Consider the following 23,840-nt stretch of genomic DNA (forward strand, 5'->3'; position numbering starts at 1 on the left):
CACCGATTGCGCGCCGCGAGCAGGACGCCGCCATGAACCGCTTTTCGTTCACCACCACGGAAAACTATCCCGAGTGGAGCCTGCTGCTGACCTGGGTGGCGGTGGTCGAAGCCGCCTCGGTCTCGGGCGCGGCGCGTCTGCTGGGGTTTTCGCAGGCGGCGGTGTCGCAGCGGATCAAGCAGCTCGAGGCCGCCATGTCGACCGAGCTTCTGGACCGCAGCACCCGCCCGGCGCGGCCCACGCCCGCGGGCGAGCTGCTGTTCGAACACGCCGCGCGCCTGCTGGCGCAGGCTGGCGACATGACCGAGAGCGTGCGCAATCTCAGCCGCGCCAAGCGCAACATCGTGCGGTTCGGCTGCGTGGACTCGTTCGCGGGCACGCTGGGGCCGACGCTGATCCATGGGCTGTCCGGCGCGTCGCGCCAGATCCGCCTGTGGTCCGGCATCACCCCGGTGCTGGACAAGCAGCTGGAAGACCGTCAGCTCGACCTGGTGGTGACCACCAGCGCGTCGGCCGGCAAGCCCACGATCCGCAAATACAGCCTGTTCAGCGAACCCTATGTGCTGATCGTGCCGCGGTCGATGAACATGGACCGGCTCGATACGCTCAAGGAACTGGGCAAACGCGCCCAGTTCATCCGCTACAGCGCCCGCTCGTTCATCGGCGCCGAAATCGACCGGCTGGTCGAATCGCACGGCGTGATGATCGAGCGCACCTACGAATTCGACAACACCGATCCGTTGCTCAGCCTGGTCACGGCCGGCCTGGGATTCGGCATCAGCACCCCGCTGTGCATCTGGCAGTCGCGCCACTTCCTGGATCAGTTGCGCGTGCTGCCGCTGGCGCCCTACCTGGGCGCCACGCGCGCGGACGACCCCAGCCTGTCGCGCACGCTGTACCTGGCGGCGCGCCAGCAGGAGGTGGGCAAGCTGCCCGCCGAGGCGCGGGACGTGATCCTGATGGCGATGGAACGCCTGATCCACAAGGAGCTCGCCCCGGCCCTCGGGCTGCCGCCGGCCACGCTCTGGCGCAGCCTGCGGCGCTAGGCGCGCGGTTCAGGGCAGCGAAGACGTCAGGGCCGGCACGGCCTCGAACAGGTCGCCGACCAGGCCGTAGTCCGCCACGCCGAAGATCGGCGCGTCGCCGTCCTTGTTGATCGCGACGATGACCTTGGAATCCTTCATGCCCGCCAGATGCTGGATGGCCCCCGAGATCCCGACCGCGACGTACAGGTCGGGCGCGACGATCTTGCCCGTCTGCCCGACCTGCCAGTCGTTCGGCGCGTAGCCCGCGTCGACGGCGGCGCGCGAGGCGCCCAGGGCCGCGCCCAGCTTCTCGGCCAGCGGATCCAGCAGCTTGAAGTTGTCGGCGCTGCCCAGGCCCCGGCCGCCCGACACCACGGCGCGGGCGCTGCCCAGGTCGGGGCGCTCGGACACCGCGATTTCGCGGCTGACGAAACGCGACAGCCCGGCCCCGGCCACGGCTTCGATGGCTTCCACCGACGCGCTGCCGCCCTCGGCGGCGGCCGGGTCGAACGCCGTCGGCCGTATCGTGGCCACGATCACCGGATAGCCGCTCTTGACCGTGGCGATGGCGTTACCGGCGTAGATGGGACGCTTGAACGTGTCGGGCGCCAGCACCTCGATCACGTCCGACACCTGAGCCACGTCCAGCAAGGCGGCGACGCGCGGCGCCACGCCCTTGCCCTGCGCCGTGGCCGCGAGGAACACGTGCGAGTAGCCCGCCGCCACGGCGGCTGCCTGCGCGGCCAGGTTTTCTGCAAGGCCGTCGGCAAGCTGCGGCGCCTGCGCCAGCAATACCTTGTCGACGCCGGCGACCCGCGCTGCGGCCTCGGCCGCCGGTCCGGCCTCCGCGCCCGCGACCAGCACGTGCACCGGCATGGCCAGCGTCGCGGCCGCGGCGATGGCGTTGAGCGTGGCGCCATTGAGCGCCCGATTGTCGTGTTCGGCAATAACTAGGACCGTCATCAGATCACCTTGGCTTCGTTCTTCAGTTTGTCGACCAGCGCGGCCACGTCGGCGACCTTGACGCCGGGCGCGCGCGCCGCGGGCTCTTCGACGCGCAGCGTTTGCAGGCGGGACACGGGGTCCACGCCCAGGGCCTGCGGCGTTTCGACGTCCAGGGGCTTCTTCTTGGCCTTCATGATGTTGGGCAGGGTGACGTAGCGCGGTTCGTTCAGGCGCAGGTCCGCCGTGACGATGGCCGGCAGCGTCAGTTCCACCACTTCCAGGCCGCCGTCGACCTCGCGCGTGACGCGCGCCGTGCCGGCGCCGATCTCGATGGCGCTGGCATTGGTGGCCTGCGGCCAGCCCAGCAGGGCCGCCAGCATCTGGCCGGTCTGGCAGGCGTCGTCGTCGATGGCCTGCTTGCCCAGGATCACCAGCGCGGGCGCTTCCTTCTGCACAACGGCGCGCAGCAGCTTGGCCACTTCCAGCGGTTGCAGCGCCACGTCGGTCTGCACCAGCACGCCCCGGTCGGCGCCGATGGCCAGCGCGGTGCGCAAGGTCTCCTGCGATTGCGCCGTGCCGCAAGACACGGCCACCACCTCGGCCGCAACGCCCTGCTCCTTCAGACGCACAGCCGCCTCGACGGCGATTTCATCGAACGGGTTCATCGACATCTTGACGTTGCCGATGTCCACGCCGCTCTGGTCGGCCTTGACGCGCACGTTGACGTTGTAGTCAACCACGCGCTTGACCGCGGCAAGCACCTTCATGGGATCACTCCTGGGTAAATGAGATCAATGAGGAATCAATGAGAAATCAATGAGAAATCAAGGCCGGCCCTCCGCCTGGGGGGACGGGCCTCGCCGGGTCAGCCAGCGCCGTGCGTGTGGACCGCGATGTCCAGGCCCACGGCGAACGGGGCGTCCGGGGCGGGGGCACAGGCCAGGCCGGGCGGCGCCATGGAATCGGCTTCCGAAGCCGGCGCCCACGCCGAGTCCCAAGCCGCCCCCCACGCCGCGCCGATGTCCGCGTCCCACGCATAGTCCCCGCCGTCCAGCACCCAAGGCGCGCCCCCGGGCGCCCCCGGGAACCGGCCGGCGTCCACCGCCACGACGATCCGCGTCACCCGCCGCCCGCCCGCGCCCGCCAGCGAACCCGCCCTGCACGCCGGGCCCGTCACGCATTCCACCCGCGCCTCGGCCGAGCCGCGCAGCACGAACAGGTTCAGCACCCTCACCGGCCCTTGGACCAGGCGCGACTGCAGCACCTCGTCCCCGGCAAACAAGGTGGGCGACCGGGGCCGCAGCGCCACGGCAACGCCCTCGCCTTGCAGCGCCACGCCCTCGCCCGACAGCACGACCGACACGCGGTCGTAGCCGGGAAAGCGCGAATACGGTCCGTCCTGCCCGATGTCGGCGATGCTGACGCGCCAGCGCCCGGCCGGGTCAGCGGCCAGCGTGCGGGTGACGCCCCCGCCGTTCTTCCAGGGCTCGGGCGGCAGCGCCAGCCAGCTCGCGCGCACCGGGGCGCGCGGATCAGGAGACCGCGCCAAGGCCGTACTTCCCGGTCAGCAGCGCGCCGCGCTGGAAGCGGCCCAGTTCGTAGGGCGTGAGCGAGACGTCCGTCGGCAGTCCCAGCGCCTCTTGCGCCAGCACGCGGCCCACGGTGGGCGACAGCTTGAAGCCGTGCCCAGAGAAACCGAAGCCCACGATCAGCCCCTGGACGCCGGGCACGCGGCCCAGCACCGGGTTCCAGTCCGGCGTCACGTCGTACACGCCGGTCCAGGACGAGGCCAGCCCCGCGGTCTCATAGGCCGGGAACCGGTCCGCCACCTGCGCGCCCACTTCGGCCACGTAGTCCAGCGGAATATCGCCCTGTTCGGCGTCGCTCTTCTGCAGCGCTTCGCCCACGACGCCTTCGCTCACCAGCATCTGGTTGCCGCCGTAGCTGCGGCAATACAGCATGCCGGGCGAGGCCAGGTCCTTGAAGACCGGCATCGAATACGTATAGGGCGCCGCGTCGCATTCCAGCGCCAGCACGGCGTGGCGCTCCGGCACCACCGGCATGGAAACGCCGGTCCAGCCGGCGAGCTCTGGCGTCCAGATGTTCTGGGTGCTGATGACCAGCGGGGCGGCGTAGTCGCCCTCGGACGTGGACACGCCAGTCACGCGGCCATTGTCGATGAGCAGGCGCTGGACGTTGACGTTCTCGCGGATGGTGACGCCGCGGCGGCGGGCGCCGCGCGCAAAGCTGGTGGCCACCAGATACGCGTCGGCAAAGCCCGCCTCGGGCTCATAGCCGATCAGCGCGGCATGGTCGAAGGAGGCAATGGGCAGCAGCTCGCGGGCCTGCGCGGCGTCCAGCAGTTCCAGCGCGATGCCCTGCGCCTGCTGCTGCGCCAACGCGCCGCGCAGGGGCTCCAGCTTGTCGTCATCGGCCGCGGTAATGAGGTAACCGCACTTGACCAGGCCGCAGGAGGCCTCTTCGTCGCCGAGATAGCTGGCGAAGTTGTTGAACACGCTCCACGACCGCTGCGCCAGCTCCACGTTCTCGCGCACGGAATAATGCGTGCGCAGGATGCCGGACGACTGCGATGTGGTGCCCGCGCCGATGGTCGCGCGGTCCAGCACCAGCACGTTCTTCGCGCCGAGCTCGGCCAGGTGAAAGGCCACCGAACTGCCGATCACGCCGGCACCAATCACGATCACGTCAAAACTTTTCACGACAAGGCTCCAAGGACAAGTGCCGCGAGTGTGGACCCGGCATTTCGGAGCCGCTGCAATATAAGCGCCGCGAATACTTAATAAAAGCGCGCCGTGCAGCGCGGCGCGCCCCGGCTGCGCTTAGGCCGCCGCGCCGACGGCGCCGCGTATCGCCTCGGCGTCCTTGCCGGGCGGCAGGCCGAACATCCGGCGGTACTCGCGGGTGAACTGCTGGACGCTCTCATAGCCCACCGCAAACGCCGCGCTGCTGGCCGAGGCGCCTTCCACGGTCATGCGCCGGCGCGCCTCGATGAGGCGCAACTGCTTCTGGAACTGCAGCGGCGACAGCGACGTGGCCGCGCGGAAGTGCTGGTGGAACGACGAGGGGCTCATCCCGGCCACGGCCGCCAGCCGCTCGACCGGCAGCGGCTGCGCGAACTCGGCCCGCAGCAGCGCGACGGCGCGCGCGATGCGCTGGGTCCCGCTGCCGGGCCAGCCCAGCTGGCGGATCGCCTGCCCGTGCCGGCCCACCAGCAGCCAATAGTGCATTTCGCGCACAAGCTGGGCCTGCAGCACCGGCAGCGCCGCCGGCCGCTCGAGCAGGCGCATCAGGCGCAGCGCGGCGTCGGCGACCTCGGTGTCGGTCTGTTCCATCCGCACTGGCGCGCCGGGGTCCTCGGGCCCCAGCTTCATCTCCAGGGCCAGCTCGGAAATCACCGCCAGATCCAGTTCCAGGACCAACGAAAAATAGGGCTGCGCGGCGCTGGCGCGGGTGATCTGGCTGACGGTGGGCACGTCCGCCGTGATCAGCAGCGAATCGCCCGCCATGAAATCGAAGGACTGGGCGCCCAGCGCCACGCGCTTGCCGCCCTGCAGCACCAGGCAGACGAGCGGCCGCGAAATCGCATGGTCCAGGCCGCTGGGCTGCAGCGCCCGGATGACGGCCAGCCCCGGAATGGGCGTCAGCGCCACGCCGGACGGGCTGGCCAGGGCCTGAGCATAGCGGCTGACGGCGGCGAGCAAGGTGTCGTTCATGAGCAGAAATGGCAAGGATTTTCCACGAGGCCATCGTAATGGGTTCTGGTCCGTCCGCACGCACATTTGGAGGATCAGGCCAACAACGCCAACGTTCAGGCAAAGGAGATCCGCCGCCCGCGCCGCAGAATGAAGCCTCCCCCCACCGATCACCAAGGAGCCGATCCATGAGCAAGATTTCTCTCGTCACGGGTTCAAGCCGGGGCCTGGGCCGCAACGCCGCCCTGGCCATCGCCCGCAAGGGCGACGACGTCGTCATCACCTACCAGAGCCGCGAGGCGCAAGCCCGGGAGGTCGTCGCCGAGATCGAGCGGCTAGGCCGCAAGGCCGTGGCGCTGCAGCTCGACGCGGGCAATGTCGCCGCCTTTCCCGACTTCGTGGCGCGCCTGAAGGCCGCGCTGGCCGAAACCTGGCGGCGCGACACCTTCGATCACCTCGTCAACAATGCCGGGCACGGCGACATGGCGCCGATCGCCGACATGAGCGTGCAGGCCTTCGACAAGCTGATCGACGTGCATTTCAAGGGCGTGTTCTTCCTGACCCAGAGCCTGCTGCCGCTGCTGGCCGACGGCGGCCGCATCGTGAACCTGTCCAGCGGCTTGACGCGCGTGTCGGCGCCGGGCTGGGCGGCGTATGCCGCGGCCAAGGGCGCGGTCGAGGTGCTGACGGTCTACATGGCCAAGGAACTCGGCCCGCGCAGAATCGCGGTCAACGCCGTGGCGCCCGGCGCCATCGAGACCGACTTCCTGGGCGGCGCCGTGCGCGATACGCCCGAATTCAACCGCGCCTTTGCGGACATGACCGCGCTGGGCCGCGTGGGCGTGGCCGACGACATCGGGCCGATGATCGCCAGCCTGCTGTCCGAAGACAACCGGTGGGTCAACGCCCAGCGCATCGAAGTGTCCGGCGGGCAAGGCATCTGACGCCTGCGGGCCGCGCCGCGCGGCCCGTCATCCCCTCCCCCTGCGAAGGCATGCGCCTCTTCCTCTTAAGCGCTGCTGATGTTGACCATCGCCGCTCCTTATATTCATGCCGCCGCCAGGCGCTCGGGCGAAAGTCTCGTCTGCCGCACCCCAGAGTGCTGGCGACATGGAATCTATCGGTCAATCTACATTCAAGTAGGGGAAAAATATGAACATGAATCGCCGCGCCATGCTGGTGCGCACCGCCGCGCTCGCGGGCGCAAGCGCCCTGGGCTTCCCGATGATCGGCCGCGCCGCGGGCGCGTCCTACACCTACGGCGGCTCCGCGTGGCTGGGCCATTACTCCGCCTACATCGCGCTGAAGACGGGGCTCTTCGCCAAGCAGGGCCTGGACATCAAATGGCAGAGTTTCGCCACGTCATCGGACCGCATGAGCGCGGTGATGGCGGGCAACATCGACCTGGCGGGCACCGGCGTGGTGTCGTCGCTGGCGCTGATGGCGGCGGGCGCGCGCCAGTTCCAGGTCATCGCCACCCCCAACAACTTCGGCCGCGCCGAGGGCGTGCTGGTGCGCGACAACGTCAAGTCGGTCGCCGACCTGAAGGGCAAGAAGATCGGCGTCACGTATGCCTCCAGCGCCCATGTGCTGCTGCTGGACGTGCTGCGCCAGGCGGGCATGAACCCGGACCGCGACGTCTCCATCATCAACCTGCCGGCCACCAACCTGCTGTCGGCCTACCAGGGCGGCCAGATCGACGCGGCCGTGGCCTGGACGCCGGCCTTCGACCGCATCAAGGCCGTGCCGGGCACCCGCGTCCTGCTGGACGACACCGCGTTCTCTCTCTACAAGCAATACGCCATCACCCCCGGCCCCGACGTGCTGCTGACCCATGCGAAGCTGGGCAAGGAGAATCCGGAAGCGGTGCGCAAGTTCCTGGCGGCGGTGTTCCAGGCCAACGCCATGCTGAGCAACCAGCCCGAGGAAGCCGCCGCGGTGCTGCTGGAACTGACCGGCCTGTCCAAGGACGAGCAGCTTGCCGTCATCAAGCAGACGCAGTGGTACTCGGCCGAAGACCAGAAAGCATTGATGGTGGAACCGGGCAACTTCGTCAACGGCATGCAGAAGCTGGCCGACATGCTGGTGTCGCTCAAGCAGATCGACCGCGCGCCCGCCGTCAGGGACTGGGTCCAGTCCTCGTACCTCTGAACCCCGGACGGCCTGCCTATGTCCTCGCGTTCGTCTTCACGGGAAACACGCCTGCTCTGGGTCAGCGTGTTTTCCCTGCTCAGCTTTCTCTTGCTGTGGGAAGGCCTGTGCCGCGCCGGCGCGGTCGATCCCATTTTCCTGCCCGCGCCGTCCCAGGTCCTGGCGCGGGCGCTGTCCATGTCGGACCAGGGCACGCTGTTCTACAACGTGCTGGCCTCGACGCGCCGGGTCATGGTCGGGTTCCTGGCCGCGGTGATGGTCGCCATCCCGCTGGGCATCCTGCTGGGCACGTCGAAGGTGGCGCGCGCGGTCTTCGACCCCATCATCTCGTTCCTGCGCCCGCTGCCGTCCATGAGCTGGATTCCGCTGTCGCTGCTGTGGTTCGGCATCACCGAAACGCAGAAATACAGCATCGTGTTCATGGGTTCGTTCGTGCCCGCCCTGCTGTATGTGATGGAGGCCTCGCGCAGCATCGATCCGGTGCTGGTGCGCGCGGCGCGCAACCTGGGCGCCAATCGCTGGCAGGTCATGCGCGAGGTGCTCTTCCCGGGCTGTCTGCCGCAGATCCTGTCGGGCATGAAGATCATCCTGGGCCTGTCCTGGACCTGCGTCATCTCCGCCGAGCTGGTGGCCTCCAAGGAAGGCCTGGGCTTCATGATCATGAACGGCAAGGAATTCTTCCAGACCGATACCGTGGTGCTGGGCATGGTGCTGATCAGTTTCACCGTGCTGGTGACCGATCTGTGTTTGCGGCTTCTTGAACGATGGGTGCTGGCATGGCAGCGATGAACGACACGATGATCCGGCTGACGGATGTCTCCAAGGCCTACGGCGACGTCACCGTGCTGGACAAGGTCAACCTCGAGGTCAAGCGCGGGGAATTCCTGGTCCTGCTGGGCGCCTCGGGCTGCGGCAAGTCGACGCTGCTGAACCTGATGGCGGGCTTCATCACGCCCAACACGGGTTCGGTGGAAATCAACGGCAAGCAGGTCACCGACGTGACCGCCGCCTGCGGCATGGTGTTCCAGCAATACGCGCTGTTCCCGTGGCGCACGGTGCAGGAAAACGTGGAATTCGGCCTGAAGATGCGCGGCATGTCGCGCCAGGAACGCGCGCCGATCGCCCGCAAGTTCATCGAGATGGTGGGCCTGAAGCATGCGGCGGACAAATATCCGCACGCGCTGTCGGGCGGGATGAAGCAGCGCGTGTCGATCGCGCGCGTGCTGGCCAACGACCCGGACGTGATGCTGTTCGACGAGCCCTTCGCCGCGCTGGACGCCATGACGCGGCAGGTGCTGCAGGACCAGCTGCTGTCCATCTACGAGCAGAGCGGCAAGACCATCGTCTTCATCACGCACTCCATCGACGAGGCGCTGACCCTGTCCACGCGCATGGCGGTCATGGGCTCCAAGCCGGGACGCATCGTGCAGGACATCCAGAACGACCTGCCGCATCCCCGCAGCGCCGACGTGCAGTTGTCGCCGCGCTTCGTGGACCTGAAGCGCGCGATCTGGGAACGCGTGCAGGAAGAGGTCACGCGCAGCATGGAGCTGACCGCCGACTAGGCGCGCCCCACTCGGCGCGCCCCACTCGGCGTGCCCCACTAAACCCGGCGGCCTTCCTCGGCCAGGAACTCCACCAGCGCGGGCAGGGACGGGTCCATCGGCCGGTTGGCGTGGATGCGCATCACATACCCCCACGACCCGGCCATGCGCAGGTGCGGCACCAGCGGCACCAGCCGGCCGCTCGCCAGGTCTTCGTCGATCAGCGGGGCGCGGCCCAGCGCGATGCCCACGCCCGCCGCGGCGGCGGCCACCACGGTGCTCAGCCCGCTCAGCACCATCGGATCCTGCCAGTCGGCATCCGCCAGGCCCAGCCTGGGGCTCCAGGTGCGCCAGTCGGTCTCCGGGCTGTCGATGTGTTTCTCTTCCAGCCAGCGGTGGCGCAGGAACACGCGCGGATCGTTCCGGTCGGCCTCGGCGACCAGCGCCGGGCTGCAGACCGGCACGACCGTCTCGGTCATGAGCGGGATGTCGCCGGGCTCGGCGGTGTGCGGCCCCCGCGCCCGCACGTGCAGGAAGGCCAGATCGATGTCCTGGGTTTTCCAGGCCGGATCCTGGCTGGCGTGCAGATACACCTGGATGTCGATGTCCGGATGCAATTCGATGAAGCGGCCGATGCGCGGCGCGAGCCACAGCGCGGCCAGCGACGGGTTGGCGGACACATTCAGCGTGTAGCGGCGCTTGCCGCGCGCGGCGGCCCGGACGTTGCGGCAGGCGGTCTCCAAAAGGGTCAAGGCCTGTTGTACGGAAGCCAGCAGGGCGGCCCCAGCTTCGGTGGTCTGCGCCCGGCGCACCGTGCCGCCGCGCAGCAACAGCGGCGTCCCCAGATCCGCCTCCAGCGCGCGCAACTGATGGCTGACGGCGCTTTTCGTGACGTTCAGCTCCGCGGCGGCGCGGCTCAGGCTGCCCAATCGGGCAACGGCTTCGAACGCGCGCAAGGCGGCAAGAGGCGGAGTGCGGTGGGGGGTGTCGGGCATCGGTTGAGTTTATCTCAACCCAAGATTGAAAAATCATCGCTTTCGCACGCGCGCCGGATCGGGGACCATGCAGGCTCTGGATGGAGTAATGGCTATGTATTTCGATTCGAGGCTGTGGCGCCTGACCGAGGGTCTGCGCGCCGGCATGGCGGGCGGCATATTCCTGGGTCTGTTGGCCCTGGCGGCCGGCATTGCGCGCTACGTGTTCCTGGGACAGTTGCTCGCGCGCGTGTTCGACGGCGCGCCCTGGCAGGACTGGATGGCGCCGGCGCTGTGCGTGGCGGCCATGGTGCTGTTGCGTGCGTTCTTCGACGACTGGCGCACGGTGCAGGCCAATCGCACGTCCGCCGCCATCCAGCACACGCTGCGGGCGCGGCTGTACGACCGCATCGTCGCGCTGGGGCCGGCGTGGTTCGCCAACCAGCGCACGGGCGGCGTCATGCTCACGGTGGTGGACGGCGTGGAGCAGTTGCAGACCTTCTTCGGGCAATACCTGCCGCAAGTGGCCATTGCCGCGGCCGCGCCCTTCGCCATCTTCGCGGTCATTGCGTTCTGGGACGTGCCGACCGCGCTGGTCTTGCTGGCCGCGGCGCTTTTTGCGCTGTTCGGGCCGATGGCGGTGCACATGCTGGACCGGCGCGCCAGCCTGGCGCGCACGCGGTCGCTCAATGATTTCGGCGAAGAATTCCTGGACGCCGTGCAGGGCCTGCCTACCCTCAAGTCCTATGGCCAGGGCAAGGCCTGGGGCCAGCGGCTGGCCGCCCGCGCGCGCGCCCTGTCGGACAACACGTTCTGGGTGCTGTCCGTCAGCCTGCTGACACGCGGCATCAGCGACCTGGGCGTGGCGCTGGGCGCAGCGCTGGCGTTGACGCTGGGCGCCTGGCGCGTGGCCTCGGGCGACATGAGCATCGAGGCGCTGCTGATCGTGCTGATGGCGGGAACCGAAATCTTCCGCCCGCTGCGCGACCTGCGCGCGGTGCTGCACCGAGGCATGCTCGGCCAGTCGGCCGCCGCCAGCATCCACGCGCTGCTGGACGCGCAACCGCTGACGCCCGCCCCGCAGGCGCGCGCCGCGCAATCGGCCCCGGCCCGTCTCGCGCCGACCATCGCGTTCGACGGCGTCACGTTCTCGTACACGCCCGAGCGGCGCGCCCACCAGGGCCTGGACTTGCACATCGCGGCGGGCGAGCGGGTCGGCATCGTCGGACCCAGCGGCGCGGGCAAGTCCACCATCGTGCGGCTGCTGCTGCGCGAATGCGTGCCGCAGGCGGGCACCGTGCGCGTCGGCGGGCACGACATCAACACGCTGGACACGCAGGCGCTGCTGTCGCACATTGCGCTGGTCAGCCAGGACATCACCCTGTTCCACGGCACCATCGACGACAACCTGCGCCTGGGCCGTCCGGATGCCACCCATGAACAGGTGCGCGCCGCCGCGCGCGCCGCCAACATCGATGACTTCATCATGGCGCTGCCCGAGGGCTACGCCACGCGCATCGGCGAACGCGGCCTGCAACTGTCGGGCGGGCAGCGCCAGCGCGTGGCCATCGCCCGCGCCCTGCTGCGCGATGCGCCCATCCTGATCCTGGACGAGGCGCTGTCGTCCGTGGACACCGAAAACGAAGCGCTGATCCAGCAGGCGCTGGACCGCCTCATGGCAGGCCGCACGACGCTGATCCTGGCGCACCGGCTGGCCAGCGTGATCGGCGCCGACCGCATCCTGGTGCTGGACCAGGGCCGCGTGGCCGAAGCCGGTCCGCATGCCGACCTGATGCGCCAGGGCGGGCTGTACTACCGCCTCATGCACGAGCAGGCCGCGGCGCACCGCAATCCGGCCGCCGGGCAGCCCGCGGCGGCGCAGCGGCCGGACGCCACGGCCGCGCCCGTCGGCGACGGCGGCCAGGGCCCTGCCCTGCGCCCGCTGGACGCCGACGCGGCCCAGGTCGGCTGGCGCGCCACGCTGGGCACCCTGCTGTCGGTGGTGCGGCCCTGGCGCGGCACGCTCATCGCGACCATTCTGCTGGGCGTGGCGCGCGTGGCCGCGTTCATCGGCGTGGGTGTGTTCAGCGCGCTGATCGTCGCAGCCATTCGCGACGGCCGCGACACGTCCGCCCTGATCGCCGGCCTGCTGATCGCGGCGCCGCTGGCCGCGCTCTTTCATTGGCTGGAATCCTGGCTGGCGCACGCCATGGCCTATCAGTTGCTCGCCGACATGCGCGTCAAGCTCTACGACAAGCTGGAGCGGCTGGCGCCCGCGTATCTGCTGCAGCGCCGCTCGGGCGACTTGGTCGCGCTGGCCACGCAGGACGTGGAAATGGTGGAGTATTTCTACGCGCACACCATCGCGCCCGCCATCGTGTCGGTGCTGGTGCCGCTGTCCGTGCTGGGTTTCCTGGGCGTCTACAGCTGGCCCGTGGCGCTGGCGCTGCTGCCGTTCCTGGCTTATGCGCTCGTCTCGCCGGTGCGCGGCCGGCGCCGCGTCGACGCCCTGGGCGACAAGGCGCGCGGGGCCCTGGGCGACATGAGCGCCCACACCACCGACACCATCCAGGGCCTGGCCGACCTGACCGCCTTCCAGGCCACCGGCCGCCGCCGCGACCAGTTCCTGAAGGTCGCCGACCAGTACCGCGCGCGGCGCCTGGAGATCCTGCGCGACCTGTCGCGCCAGACCGCCTGGTTCGAGACCGCGATGGGCCTGGGCGGCCTGGCCGTGGCCGTCGTGGGCGCCCTGCAGGTGCAGGCGGGCGCGCTGGCCGCCGGCATGCTGCCCTTGCTGGTGCTGATCGCCCTGGCGACGTTCCTGCCGGTGTCGGAGATATCGCAGGTCAGCCGGCAACTGGCCGACACCATCGCGGCCACGCGCCGCCTGCACGTGGTGGCCAATGAACCCGAGCCGGTGGTGGACGGCCCCCTGCCCGCCCCGGTTGCCGCGAACGGCCTGTCGCTCGCGTTCGAGCATGTCAGCTTCGCCTACCCGGGCAAGACCGAGGACACGCTGCGCGACCTCAGCTTCACGGCGCCCGCCGGCGCCACCGTCGCCATCGTGGGCGCCTCGGGGGCCGGCAAGAGCACGGTCGCCAGCCTGCTGCTGCGCTTCTGGGATCCGCGCGCGGGCGCCGTCAAGCTGGACGGCATGGACGTGCGTCAGCTCAAGCTGGACGGACTGCGCGAGCGCGTGGCGCTGGTCACGCAGGACACCTACCTCTTTAACGACACGCTGGAAGGCAACATCCGGCTGGCGCGTCCCGAGGCCAGCCGCGAAGACCTGGCGCGCGCGCTGGAACAGGCGGCGCTGACGGACTTCGTCAAGAGCCTGCCCGACGGACTGGCGACACGCGTGGGCGAACGCGGCATGCAGCTTTCGGGCGGCCAGCGCCAGCGCATTTCGATTGCGCGGGCCTTCCTGAAGAACGCGCCCGTGCTGATCCTGGACGAAGCCACGTCGCACCTGGACACCTTGTCCGAGATGCAGGTGCGCGGCGCGCTCGACGTCTTGATGCGCCACCGCACCACGCTCGTCATCGCGCACCGCCTGTCCACCATCCGCGACGCCGACCTGATCCTGGTGCTGGACCGCGGCACGCTGGCGGAGGCCGGCACGCACGACCAGTTGCTGCGCAGGCAGGGCGTGTATGCGCGCCTGGCCAGCCATCAGGGCGGCTACGCATCCGCGGGCGCGGCGTCGTTGCGCGGCTAGCCGCGTTGAAAAAAGCCGACAGCGCCCGCCGTCGGCCGCGCAAGGCCCGTTGATTCGCCCGGACCGCTTCGCTAGAATCGGCAGTTCGGGCCTTCGCCCTTCTTTTTTCACCCTCACCCACCGACAGGGAGGCTGCATGATGTACCCCATGCCGAACGCCGTCCCGCGCGTGTCTCCGCGACGCCATTAAGTCGTCGCCCGCGCGGCTTCCTCGCCAGTTCCCTATCTGGCGACGGGTCCGCCGCGCCCATCTGAACCCTTGAACGCAGTTGCCGACGCCCGACAGGCGCGCGGCATGTTTTCCCTCCTTTCTTACAAGGAACCTGGCGCGTCTCCTGGCGCCGGGCCATGCCAATGGCTAGAAAAAAAATCGACTTTCGAGGACAGGCCTTCAAGGATGTCCTGGGCTTTACCTTCCGTTATTGGGGACGGCAACCCCTGCGCATCGCGCTCATCGTGGCGTTGGCGCTGCTGTCCGCCGTGGCCGACGTGCTGACCCCGATGTACGCCGGCCGCCTGGTCGACGCGGTGGCGTCGGGCGCGGCCGGCGACACGCTGGCGTGGGACGCCGCCATCGCGGCCTTCTGGCTGCTGGTCGCGCTGGGCGTAGGCGGCACCTTGCTGCGCCAGGCCGTGTTCCAGAACATCATCACGTTCACTTTGAAGATGATGAACGGCATCGCCTCCAATGCCTTCTACCGTGTGCAGCGCTTTTCGACCGACTGGCATGCCAACAGCTTCGCCGGCTCCACGGTGCGCAAGATCACGCGCGGGATGTGGGCGGTCGACCTCCTGAACGACACGCTGCTGGTGGCCCTGCTGCCGTCCGTCGTCATGCTGGTGGGCGCCACCGCCCTGCTGGGCGCGTACTGGCCCGTGATGGGACTGGTGGTGGGCCTGGGCTCGGTGCTGTATATCGCCGTCACGACGGCCCTGTCGCTGGCTTACGTCGCGCCCGCTGCAAGGCTGGGCAATGCCTGGGACACGCGCATGGGCGGCGCGCTGGCCGATGCCGTGAGCTGCAACGCCGTGGTCAAGGCCTTTGGCGCGGAGACGCGCGAAGAGGCCCGCCTGGAGCGCGTGATCGACAAGTGGCGCCGGCGCACGCGCCGCACCTGGATCCGCGGCACGCTCAACGGCGGCATCCAGGGCGCGATGCTGGTGGCCATGCAGGCGGCCATCCTGGGCGCATCGCTGCTGCTGTGGTCGCGCAACCAGGCCAGCGTGGGCGACATCACGTTCACGCTGACCATGTTCTTCGTCCTGCAAGGCTATCTGCGCGACGTGGGCATGCACATCCGCAACCTGCAGCGCTCGGTCAACGACATGGAGGAACTGGTGTCGCTGGAAAAGCAGCCGCTGGGCGTGGAGGACCGGCCGGGCGCGGGCGACATCGCGGTGACCGCGGGTGAGATCCGTTTCGAGGACGTGACGTTTCGCTATGGCGCGCACGAGACGGCGCTGTACGAGCGGTTCTCGGCGCGGATCGCGCCGGGCGAACGGGTGGGTCTGGTCGGCCACTCGGGATCGGGCAAGACGACCTTCATCAAGCTCATCCAGCGCCTGTACGACGTAAACGGCGGCCGCATCACCATCGACGGGCAGGACATCGCGCAGGTGAAGCAGGCGTCGCTGCGCAGCCAGATCGCCATCGTGCAGCAGGAGCCGGTGCTGTTTCACCGGACGCTGGCGGAGAACATCGCCTATGCCCGGCCGGGCGCCACGCAGGCGCAGATCGAGCAGGCGGCCCGGCTGGCCAGCGCGCACGACTTCATCGTGGCGCTGCCCAAGGGCTACGACACGCTGGTGGGCGAGCGCGGCGTGAAGCTGTCGGGCGGCGAACGCCAGCGCGTGGCGATCGCGCGGGCGTTCCTGGCGGACGCGCCCATCCTGATCCTGGACGAAGCCACCTCCAGCCTGGACAGCGAGAGCGAGGTGCTGATCCAGCGCGCGATGGACCGCCTGATGCAAGGCCGCACGACGCTGGTCGTGGCGCACCGCCTGTCGACGGTCCGGGCGCTGGACCGCCTGCTGGTGATGGACCATGGCCGCGTCATCGAAGAAGGCAGCCACGACGCGCTGATCCGGCTCAAGGGCGGCCTGTACCGGCGCCTGTTCGAGCGCCAGGCGCTGGAGCTGACCAAGGGCCTGGACCCCGCCGACCTGCTGGGAGACGGGGCCGCGGCCCCGACCGCCCGGACGCAGGAGGTGGACGCCTCGTCCTTCGCCTTCGGCAAGTAAGCCCGCGCCCGCGCAATCGGCCGAAGCCGCTGGGCTGCGGGACGGCCGGCGGTCACGGCATGGCCGCCGCCGCCCGCTCCACGGCTGCGCTGCGGCGCTCGAAACGCGCCTGCGACAGCGCCAGATAGCGTTCCACGATCGCCGGCTCCGAGGTCTTGGGCGTGCCGCCGGGAAACGGCGGCTTCGGGTCGTATTCGATCTGTAGCTGGATGAGCTTGGCCACGTCCTCGCCGCACAGCGCCGCCACCACCTTCAGGCCCATGTCGATGCCCGAGGTCACGCCGCCCGCCGTGAACACGTTGCCGTCCACGCACAGGCGCTCATCGCACGGCGTCGCCCCGAAGCGGGCCAGCAGCTCGCGCGCGCGCCAATGGCTGGACGCCCGCTTGCCCCGCAGCAGCCCGGCCGCCCCCAGCAGCAGCGACCCCGTGCAGATACCGAACAGGTATTTCGCGCCCAGCCCCTGGCGGCGCGTGAACGCCACCCAGTCCGGGTCGACGATGGCGTCGTCCGTGCCGGGGCCTCCCGGCAGGACGAGCAGGTCGCAAGGCGGGGCGGACGCCAGCGTCTGGGTGGGCACGAAACGCAGCCCCCGGTCGCAGCGCACCGGCTCCGCCGTTTTCGCGACAAAATCCACGGTAAAGCCCGGCGCGTTCGCCAGCACCTCGTAGGGGCCGGTCATGTCCAGCTGGGTCAATCCTTCAAACAAGACGAAATTCACATGCATGACGATGCTCCGTTGAAAACGCCAGCGTCCAGCATAGGCGAGCCCGGCCCCGAGCACACGGCGCATTGCGCGGGGCCGGCCCCGTGCTACCCCGCCAATCCCACCGACATCCCGCCGCACACGTACAGCACCTGCCCCGTCACGAACCCGGCCCGCGGGTCCAGGAACATCGCCACCGTGTGCGCCACCTCGTCGGGCCGGCCGACGCGGCGCATCGGAATCGATGCTTCCAGCGCCACCGTCCTGGGCTCGCCCGGCGGATTGGACTGATTGAAGAGCTCGGTGGCGACCGGCCCCGGCGCCACGGTGTTCACCGTGATGCCGTCGGCCGCCAGCTCCAGGGCCCAGGTCCGGGTCATGCCCGCCAGCCCGGCCTTGGATGCGCCATACACGGAGCGGCCGCCCTTGCCCAGCGCGGCCCGGCTGCCGATGTTCACGACGCGCCCGTATTTCGCCTGGCGCATGCCGGGCAGCAACGCCTGCAGCAGCAGGATGGGCGCCACGAGGTTCAGCGCCATCGTCCGCGCCAGCGCTTCCTGCGTGATGTCCTCGATGTTGGCGACCTGGATCATCCCGGCGTTGTTGACCAGGTTCAGCACGGGCTGCTGCGCCGCGAGTTCGCGCGCGGCGGCGGTCGTCGCCGCCGCATCGCCCAGGTCGACCGAGCGGAACGTTTCGCCGCGCAGCAACGCCTCGGGCGCTGTGCGGCTGAAGTTGACGACCTGATAGCCGTCTTCGACGAGCCGCGCCACGATGGCGCGGCCGATGCCCCGGCTGCCGCCGGTGACGAGAGCGATGGGCGTGTTCATTGCGCTTTGATCCCCTGGTCCTTGATGAGTCCGCCCCATTTCTTGCGCTCGGTGGTTTCGAACGCGGCGAGGTCCGCGCCGAACAGCGTGCCGGGCTTGGCGCCCATGGTGGCGAAGCTGGCGGCGATGGCCGGCGTCTGCAGCCCGCTGCGGGCGGCGGCGATCAGTTGCTCGACGACCGGCGCGGGCGTATTGCGCGGCGCGTACAGGGCGAACCAGGCAGTAACGTCGAACCCCGGCAGGCCGGATTCCGCGACGGTGGGCAGGTCGGGCACCGACGGATCGCGCGCGGCCGAGGTCACGGCCACGCCGCGCACCAGGTTGCCGTCCTTGATCTGCGCCAGCGCGCCAGGCAGGTTGTCGAACAGCAGGTCGACCTGCCCGCCCGCCACCGCCGGCAGCGACGCCGATGAGCCCTTGAAGGGCACGTGCAGCATCGTCACCCCGGCCATGGCCTCGAAGTAGGCCCCCGTCAGGTGCACCGACGACCCGATGCCGGGCGATGCGTAGGTCAGCTTCTTGTCCTTGGACTGCTTGGCCGCTTTGATGACGTCCGCGACCGATTTGTAGGGCGATTTCGCGCTGACGGCGATGACGTTGGGCGTGGTCGATACCAGCGCGATGGGAACCAGGTCGCGCTCGGGATCGAAGGGCATGTTGCCGTACAGAAACTGGTTGATGGTCTGCGTGCCGATCGTGCCCAGCCCCAGCGTGTAGCCGTCGGGCTTGGCGCGCGCCACGTAGGCCATGCCGATGTTGCCGCCCGCGCCGGGCTTGTTCTCGACCAGCACGGTCTGTTTCAGGCCGGGTTGCAGCGCGTTGGCGATGGCCCGGCCGAAGAGGTCGGCGCCGCCGCCCGGCGGATACGGCACGACGACCGTCACCGGGTGGTCGGGATACCCCGCCGCGTGGGCGGCGGGCAGCGCCAGAACGGCCAGCGCGGCGAAGGCGATGCGCCAGCCGGCGCGCGGATGCTGCGGTTGCGTCATGGTCTTGTCTCCTATCGAACCCGCTGAATGCGGATTTCTTTTATGGGGATTTCTTTTATGGGGTATTTCTTTAAAGTACGTAAATACGTACTATGCTCACAAGCGCATCCATAAGAACATACAAAACCGACAGGAGACAAGCAGATGAAACGCTGGACGCAACGCCCCGAAGGTTCCACGTGGGGCGACTTCGGCCCGGACGACGAACTCGGCCGCCTGAATCTGCTGACCGAGGAAAAGGTGCTGCAGGCGGTGCGCGAAGTCCGCGCCGGCAAGGTCTTCTGCCTGTCGCTGCCGCTGGATCTTCCCGGCGGCAACGTGCTCAATCCCCGCCGCCACGCGCCCACGCTCAAGCCCACCTTCCGCGAAGGCACGCCCTACCTGAACTTCGCCATGTCGCAGGTGCAGCCCGAGGCCATCGACGTGCTGTCGGACGACCAGGTCACGCTTTCCATGCAGTACTCCACGCAATGGGACGGCCTGTGCCACGTGGGTGCGATGTTCGACATCCAGGGCGACGGGCAGGCGCGCCGCGTCTATTACAACGGCTACGCGGCGGGCGTCGATGTGTTCGGCGGCGCGGATCCGGACAACGCAGCGGACGCCTGCTGCCCGCCGGGCGGGTCGTATGCGCGCAAGCTCAGCGTCAGCCGCTACGCCGAAAAAGGCATGCAGGGACGCGGCGTGCTGGTCGATCTGGCGCGCGCCTTCGGCCCGGGACGCACGGTGGTGGGACACGACCAGTTGCAGGCCGCGATGCGGGAGCAGGACGCCGTGCCCGAAGCCGGCGACATGCTGGTGCTGCGCACGGGCTTTGCCGAAGCCGTCGTGGCCATGGCGGGCAAGCCCGACCCGCACCGCCTCGAAGAGACGGGCGCGGTGCTGGACGGCGCCGACCCGGCGCTGCTGGACTGGATCACGCAATCGGGCATTGCCGCGATCTGCGCCGACAACTATGCGGTGGAGTCCTATCCGGCGCGCACGTCCGGCCCCGGCCATTCCATCCTGCCGCTGCATCATCACTGCCTTTTCAAGCTGGGCGTGCCGCTCGCCGAGCTTTGGTATCTGAAGGACCTGGCCGACTGGCTGCACGAACACGGCCGCAGCCGGTTCCTGCTGACCGCCCCGCCCCTGCGCATGCCCGGCGCGGTGGGGTCGCCCGTGACGCCCATCGCCACGGTGTAAGCCATGCCCCTGCCGTACTCGACGTTTTCCGAGCACCTGGACGCGCTGGCCGCCCGCCAGTCCGGCGCCGCCGCGCTGATCGACCAGGACCAGCCCATTTCCGTCGCAAACCTGCGCGCGCGCAGCCGGGCGCTGGCCGCGGGCCTGGCCCGCCTTGGCGTGCAGCCCGGCCATCGCGTGGCCGTCTGGCTGCCCAATTGCGCGGCATGGGTCGAATCCTTTCTGGCCTGCGCGCACCTGGGCGCGCTGGTGCTGGCCGTCAACACGCGTTTTCGCGCGCTGGAAGTGGCCGACATCCTGGGCCGCGGCCGGGCGGACTGGCTGGTGTACTGGCCGGGCTTCAAGGGCATCGACTTCCAGGGCATCCTGGACGGGGTGGCGCCCGAGGACCTGGCGCGGCTGCAGGGCGCGGTCGCCCTGTCCGGCGCGAACGAGCTCTCTCCCGCCGCCGTGCACGGCAAGCCCGTGCACCGGTATGACGCCCTGCTGGCCTGCGCCGATCCGGCCCCCGCCGCGCAAGGCAACGCGGGCGTGCTGTGCTTCACCACGTCCGGCACCACGTCCAAGCCCAAGTTCGTGCTGCACGATCAAAAGACCCTGCTGCGGCACGGCGCGATGGTGGCGCGGGCCTTCGGCTACGGCGACGACGCCTGCGTGCTGGCCAGCGCGCCATTCTGCGGCGCCTTCGGCTTTGCGACGCTGGTGGGCGGCCTGGCGCGCGGCGTGCCCGTCGTCTGCGCGCCCGTGTTCGATGCGGCGCAATCGGCCCAGGCCGCCGCCCGCCACGCCGTCACCCACACCTATGCAAACAACGAAGCCCTGGTCGGCATGATGCAGGCCGCCGCGCCCGGCGCGTTCTCCCGCGCGCAGTTGTTCGGTTTCGCCAGCTTCACGCCCGCGCTGGACAATCTGCTGGACCTGGCGGGCGAGGCGGGGGTGCCGCTGACGGGCCTGTACGGCTCCAGCGAACTGATCGCGCTGGTGGCCGGCCAACCGCGCGATCCCGCCGAGGGCGACGTGTCGGCCCGGCACCAGCCCGGCGGCACGCTGATCTACCCCGATGCCCGCGTGCGGGCCCGCGATCCCGAAACCGGCCAGATCCTGCCGCATGGCCAGTCCGGCGAAATCGAGATCCGCTCGCCCAGCCTGATGCGAGGCTACCTGGACAATCCCGAGGCCACCCGGGCGGCGCTCACGGACGACGGCTATTTCAAGACCGGCGACCTGGGCTATACGCTGACCGGGCGCCAGTTCGTGTTCCAGACCCGGATGGGAGACTCGCTGCGGCTGTCGGGCTTTCTGGTCAATCCGGTCGAAATCGAACAGGTCGTCGAGACGCTGCCGGGCGTGCGCGCCTGCCAGGTGGTCGGTGCGACGCGCCAGGGCAGGATCGTGCCCTACGCCTTCGTCTTGCTGCACGCGGGCGCGCAGGCGGACGCCGTCGGCTGGACTGCCGCCTGCAAGGCGGCGATGGCGGGATTCAAGGCGCCCGCGGGCTTTACCGTGCTGGAGGCCTTTCCGTCGGTCGAGAGCGCCAATTCGGTCAAGATCCAGAAGCACCGCCTGCGCGAGATGGCAGACGCCATACTCTCGGATTGCGCTTCCTAGCCCCACGCCTCGCCATGACCGCCCGCAAGCTTTTCTCGCACAGCCCCCAGCCGCTCTACCTGCAGGCGGCGGCGCTGTTTCGCAGCCACATCCAGAACCGCACCTGGCGCCCCGGACAGCAGATCCCGCCGCTGGAATCGCTGATGCAGACCTACGGCATCTCGCGCGCGACCATCCGCCAGGCATTCGGCCTGCTGGAAGAAGACGGCCTGATCCGGCGCTCGCGCGGCTCGGGCACCTTCGTCAACGCCGAGCTGCCGGAAACACCGACCCTGCTCATCCCCAAGACCTGGGCCGAAACCGTCGAACTGAGCAACCAGCTCGGCACGGTGTCGCTGGTGGAGTCCAGCGCCGATTCGCCGCTGCCCGACACGCTGGGCATGCCTTGCCAGGCGGACCGCAGCGGCAGCTTCCAGTACCTGCGCCGCGTCCACACCACCGACGCCGGGCCGTTCTGCTATAGCGAGGTCTTCCTCGAAAGCGGCCTGTTTCGCAAGCATCGCGCCCGCATCCGCAAGAGCACCGTGGCGCCGGTGCTCGACCAGTTCTACGGCGCGCGCATCTCCGAAGCGCGCCAGGTTCTCAACGTGATCGAAGCGGGCCAGGAGTCGGCCGAATCGCTGCAGATTCCGGTGTCCTCGCCCGTGGCCGAGCTGCGCCGCTACGCCTGCATCGACGGCCGCGTGGTGTATTTCGCGCGGCTGGAATTCCCGTTCCGCAAAGTGCGCATGGAATTCGACCTGCTCGGCAGCCGCTGAGCGCATTGCCCACCCGACCAAGGAGACGATCGCCACCCCACGCCATCACCGCCGTCCGACCCCACATGGCGCATCCTCAAAACAGAACAAGCGCCCGCAACATCCGAAAAGAATCCGGCATACAGGGAGACAACCATGAGACATGCCGACAGGACCCGGATTTCATTGCAGTGCCGCAGCACGATCGCCCGATTGTTCGCCACCGCGGCGTTCGCCGCCTCGGCCGGCGCGCAAGCGCAGGCCCAGGCGCCCTCGCCCGCCATTTCCGACGACGTGGTCCGGCTTGGCCTGATCCTGGACATGAGCGGCGTCTACGCCGACGTGACCGGCAAGGGCAGCGCCACCGCCGCCGAAATGGCGATCGCCGACTTCGGCGGCAGCGTGCTGGGCAAAAAGGTGGACTTGCTGGTGGTGGACCACCAGAACAAGGCCGACATCGCCGCCGCCAAGGCGCGCGAGTGGTTCGACACCCAGAAGGTGGACGCCATCATGGACGTGGCGGCTTCCGCGCCCGCGCTGGCGGTGCTGGAAGTGGCGCGGGAAAAGAAAAAGATCGTGGTCTTCAGCGGCCCCGGCACCGAGCGCATCACCAACGACCTGTGCTCGCCGTATTCCGTGCACTACACCTACGACACCTGGTCGCTGGCCAACACCACCGCGCGCGCCACCGTCGAGCAAGGCGGCAAGAGTTGGTACTTCCTGACGGCCGACTACGCCTTCGGCCACACGCTGCAGGCATCGGCCACGGAGGTCGTGAAAGCCAACGGCGGCACGGTCTTGGGCGCATCGCGGCATCCGCTGGGGTCGGCCGACTTCGCCTCGTACCTGCTGCAGGCCCAGGCGAGCAAGGCGCAGATCGTGGGACTGGCCAACGCAGGGGGCGATACGGTCAACGCCATCAAGGCGGCCAGCGAGTTCGGGCTGACCAAGGGCGGGCAGAAGATGGCCGGCCTGCTCCTGTACATCAACGACATCCACGCCATCGGCCTGGACGCGGCGGCGGGGCTGACGCTGACGGAAGCCTTCTACTGGGACATGAACGACCAGACCCGGGCCTGGTCGAAGCGCTACTACGACAAGCTCAAGAAAATGCCCAACATGAGCCAGGCCGGCACGTATTCGTCCGTGATGCACTATCTGAAGGCGGTGCAGGCGGCGGGCACGGATGAGCCCACCGCGGTCATGAAGCAGATGAAGGCCACGCCCATCAACGACTTCTTCGCCACCAACGGCCGCATCCGCGAAGACGGCCGCATGGTCCATGACATGTATCTGTTCGAGGTCAAGAAGCCGTCGGAATCGAAGGGGCCGTGGGACTACTACAAGCTGGTGGCAACGCTGCCGGGCGACCAGGCCTTCATGCCGCTGTCCCGGTCCACCTGCCCGCTGGCCAAGAAGTAGCGCGCGCAGCGCGGGGCGCCTGCGACCAAGCGGCGTGGCCGGACCGGCGTAT

At 69.2% G+C, this 23,840-nt stretch carries 20 protein-coding genes; 11 read left to right on the top strand and 9 right to left on the bottom strand.

Going from position 1 to position 23,840, the window contains the following annotated elements; translation table 11 throughout:
- Positions 1-32: 32 nt before the first annotated feature.
- Positions 33-1,046 (top strand): LysR family transcriptional regulator, encoded by a 1,014-nt coding sequence (locus tag BXA00_RS27185; RefSeq protein WP_076521470.1) that lies wholly within the window; start codon positions 33-35, stop codon positions 1,044-1,046.
- 9 nt (positions 1,047-1,055) lie between these two features.
- Here the strand turns inward: BXA00_RS27185 and BXA00_RS27190 are convergent, their stop codons facing one another.
- The 5 genes from BXA00_RS27190 to BXA00_RS27210 all read right to left on the bottom strand — a co-directional run bounded on the left by BXA00_RS27190 (position 1,056) and on the right by BXA00_RS27210 (position 5,719).
- Positions 1,056-1,988, bottom strand: a complete 933-nt coding sequence (locus tag BXA00_RS27190; protein ID WP_076521472.1) for an electron transfer flavoprotein subunit alpha/FixB family protein — start codon at positions 1,986-1,988, stop codon at positions 1,056-1,058.
- Positions 1,988-2,737 (bottom strand): electron transfer flavoprotein subunit beta/FixA family protein, encoded by a 750-nt coding sequence (locus BXA00_RS27195; protein ID WP_076521473.1) that lies wholly within the window; start codon positions 2,735-2,737, stop codon positions 1,988-1,990. Before BXA00_RS27195 ends, BXA00_RS27190 begins: the two co-directional genes overlap by 1 nt.
- Before the next feature lie 98 nt (positions 2,738-2,835).
- Complete coding sequence (locus BXA00_RS27200) at positions 2,836-3,519, bottom strand: HutD family protein (RefSeq protein WP_076521474.1); 684 nt, start codon at positions 3,517-3,519, stop codon at positions 2,836-2,838.
- Positions 3,503-4,690 (bottom strand): FAD-binding oxidoreductase, encoded by a 1,188-nt coding sequence (locus tag BXA00_RS27205; RefSeq protein WP_076521475.1) that lies wholly within the window; start codon positions 4,688-4,690, stop codon positions 3,503-3,505. Before BXA00_RS27205 ends, BXA00_RS27200 begins: the two co-directional genes overlap by 17 nt.
- Positions 4,691-4,810: 120 nt before the next feature.
- The gene (locus tag BXA00_RS27210) at positions 4,811-5,719 is read right to left on the bottom strand and encodes an AraC family transcriptional regulator N-terminal domain-containing protein (protein ID WP_369825587.1); all 909 of its coding nucleotides are present in this window, start codon (positions 5,717-5,719) and stop codon (positions 4,811-4,813) included.
- A gap of 152 nt (positions 5,720-5,871) precedes the next feature.
- On the opposite strand from BXA00_RS27210, the gene BXA00_RS27215 reads away from it, so the two are divergent.
- The 4 genes from BXA00_RS27215 to BXA00_RS27230 all read left to right on the top strand — a co-directional run bounded on the left by BXA00_RS27215 (position 5,872) and on the right by BXA00_RS27230 (position 9,399).
- Complete coding sequence (locus BXA00_RS27215; protein WP_076521477.1) at positions 5,872-6,627, top strand: SDR family NAD(P)-dependent oxidoreductase; 756 nt, start codon at positions 5,872-5,874, stop codon at positions 6,625-6,627.
- A 208-nt stretch (positions 6,628-6,835) separates the two neighbouring features.
- Entirely contained in the window at positions 6,836-7,834 is a 999-nt protein-coding gene (locus tag BXA00_RS27220) for an aliphatic sulfonate ABC transporter substrate-binding protein (RefSeq protein WP_076521478.1), read from the top strand.
- Positions 7,835-7,852: 18 nt separating this feature from the next.
- Positions 7,853-8,623 carry an ABC transporter permease gene (locus BXA00_RS27225; RefSeq protein WP_076521480.1) on the top strand — a complete coding sequence of 257 codons (771 nt, stop codon included), beginning with the start codon at positions 7,853-7,855 and terminating at the stop codon, positions 8,621-8,623.
- Positions 8,611-9,399 carry an ABC transporter ATP-binding protein gene (locus BXA00_RS27230; protein ID WP_076521482.1) on the top strand — a complete coding sequence of 263 codons (789 nt, stop codon included), beginning with the start codon at positions 8,611-8,613 and terminating at the stop codon, positions 9,397-9,399. The genes BXA00_RS27225 and BXA00_RS27230 overlap by 13 nt, the downstream gene beginning before the upstream one ends.
- A gap of 38 nt (positions 9,400-9,437) precedes the next feature.
- Here BXA00_RS27230 and BXA00_RS27235 read toward each other — a convergent pair whose 3' ends face one another.
- Positions 9,438-10,373 (bottom strand): LysR substrate-binding domain-containing protein, encoded by a 936-nt coding sequence (locus BXA00_RS27235; RefSeq protein ID WP_076521483.1) that lies wholly within the window; start codon positions 10,371-10,373, stop codon positions 9,438-9,440.
- Between the two features lie 94 nt (positions 10,374-10,467).
- On the opposite strand from BXA00_RS27235, the gene BXA00_RS27240 reads away from it, so the two are divergent.
- Together BXA00_RS27240 and BXA00_RS27245 are read left to right on the top strand one after the other, a co-directional pair.
- On the top strand, positions 10,468-14,070 hold the full coding sequence (locus tag BXA00_RS27240; RefSeq protein ID WP_076521486.1) for an ABC transporter ATP-binding protein: 3,603 nt from the start codon (positions 10,468-10,470) through the stop codon (positions 14,068-14,070).
- 354 nt (positions 14,071-14,424) lie between these two features.
- Positions 14,425-16,311: an ABC transporter ATP-binding protein gene (locus BXA00_RS27245; protein ID WP_076521487.1), complete on the top strand. Its 1,887-nt coding sequence runs from the start codon at positions 14,425-14,427 to the stop codon at positions 16,309-16,311.
- Between the two features lie 52 nt (positions 16,312-16,363).
- On the opposite strand, the gene BXA00_RS27250 is transcribed toward BXA00_RS27245, so the two are convergent.
- The 3 genes from BXA00_RS27250 to BXA00_RS27260 form a co-directional block, all read right to left on the bottom strand.
- Complete coding sequence (locus BXA00_RS27250; RefSeq protein ID WP_076521488.1) at positions 16,364-17,038, bottom strand: DJ-1/PfpI family protein; 675 nt, start codon at positions 17,036-17,038, stop codon at positions 16,364-16,366.
- An 86-nt stretch (positions 17,039-17,124) separates the two neighbouring features.
- Positions 17,125-17,847, bottom strand: a complete 723-nt coding sequence (locus BXA00_RS27255; protein ID WP_076521489.1) for an SDR family oxidoreductase — start codon at positions 17,845-17,847, stop codon at positions 17,125-17,127.
- Complete coding sequence (locus BXA00_RS27260; protein ID WP_076521491.1) at positions 17,844-18,836, bottom strand: tripartite tricarboxylate transporter substrate binding protein; 993 nt, start codon at positions 18,834-18,836, stop codon at positions 17,844-17,846. The genes BXA00_RS27255 and BXA00_RS27260 overlap by 4 nt, the downstream gene beginning before the upstream one ends.
- A gap of 144 nt (positions 18,837-18,980) precedes the next feature.
- On the opposite strand from BXA00_RS27260, the gene BXA00_RS27265 reads away from it, so the two are divergent.
- The 4 genes from BXA00_RS27265 (at position 18,981) to BXA00_RS27280 (ending at position 23,788) form a co-directional block, all read left to right on the top strand.
- Positions 18,981-20,021, top strand: coding sequence for a cyclase family protein (locus tag BXA00_RS27265; RefSeq protein WP_076521492.1), 1,041 nt, complete (start codon positions 18,981-18,983; stop codon positions 20,019-20,021).
- A gap of 3 nt (positions 20,022-20,024) precedes the next feature.
- Complete coding sequence (locus BXA00_RS27270) at positions 20,025-21,629, top strand: AMP-binding protein (protein WP_076521493.1); 1,605 nt, start codon at positions 20,025-20,027, stop codon at positions 21,627-21,629.
- Positions 21,630-21,643: 14 nt separating this feature from the next.
- Positions 21,644-22,387, top strand: coding sequence for a GntR family transcriptional regulator (locus tag BXA00_RS27275; protein ID WP_076521494.1), 744 nt, complete (start codon positions 21,644-21,646; stop codon positions 22,385-22,387).
- Between the two features lie 135 nt (positions 22,388-22,522).
- Positions 22,523-23,788, top strand: a complete 1,266-nt coding sequence (locus BXA00_RS27280; RefSeq protein WP_076521496.1) for an ABC transporter substrate-binding protein — start codon at positions 22,523-22,525, stop codon at positions 23,786-23,788.
- The last annotated feature ends 52 nt before the right edge of the window (positions 23,789-23,840 follow it).

Origin of the sequence: Achromobacter sp. MFA1 R4, assembly GCF_900156745.1 — a bacterium.
Lineage (GTDB): Bacteria > Pseudomonadota > Gammaproteobacteria > Burkholderiales > Burkholderiaceae_B > Achromobacter.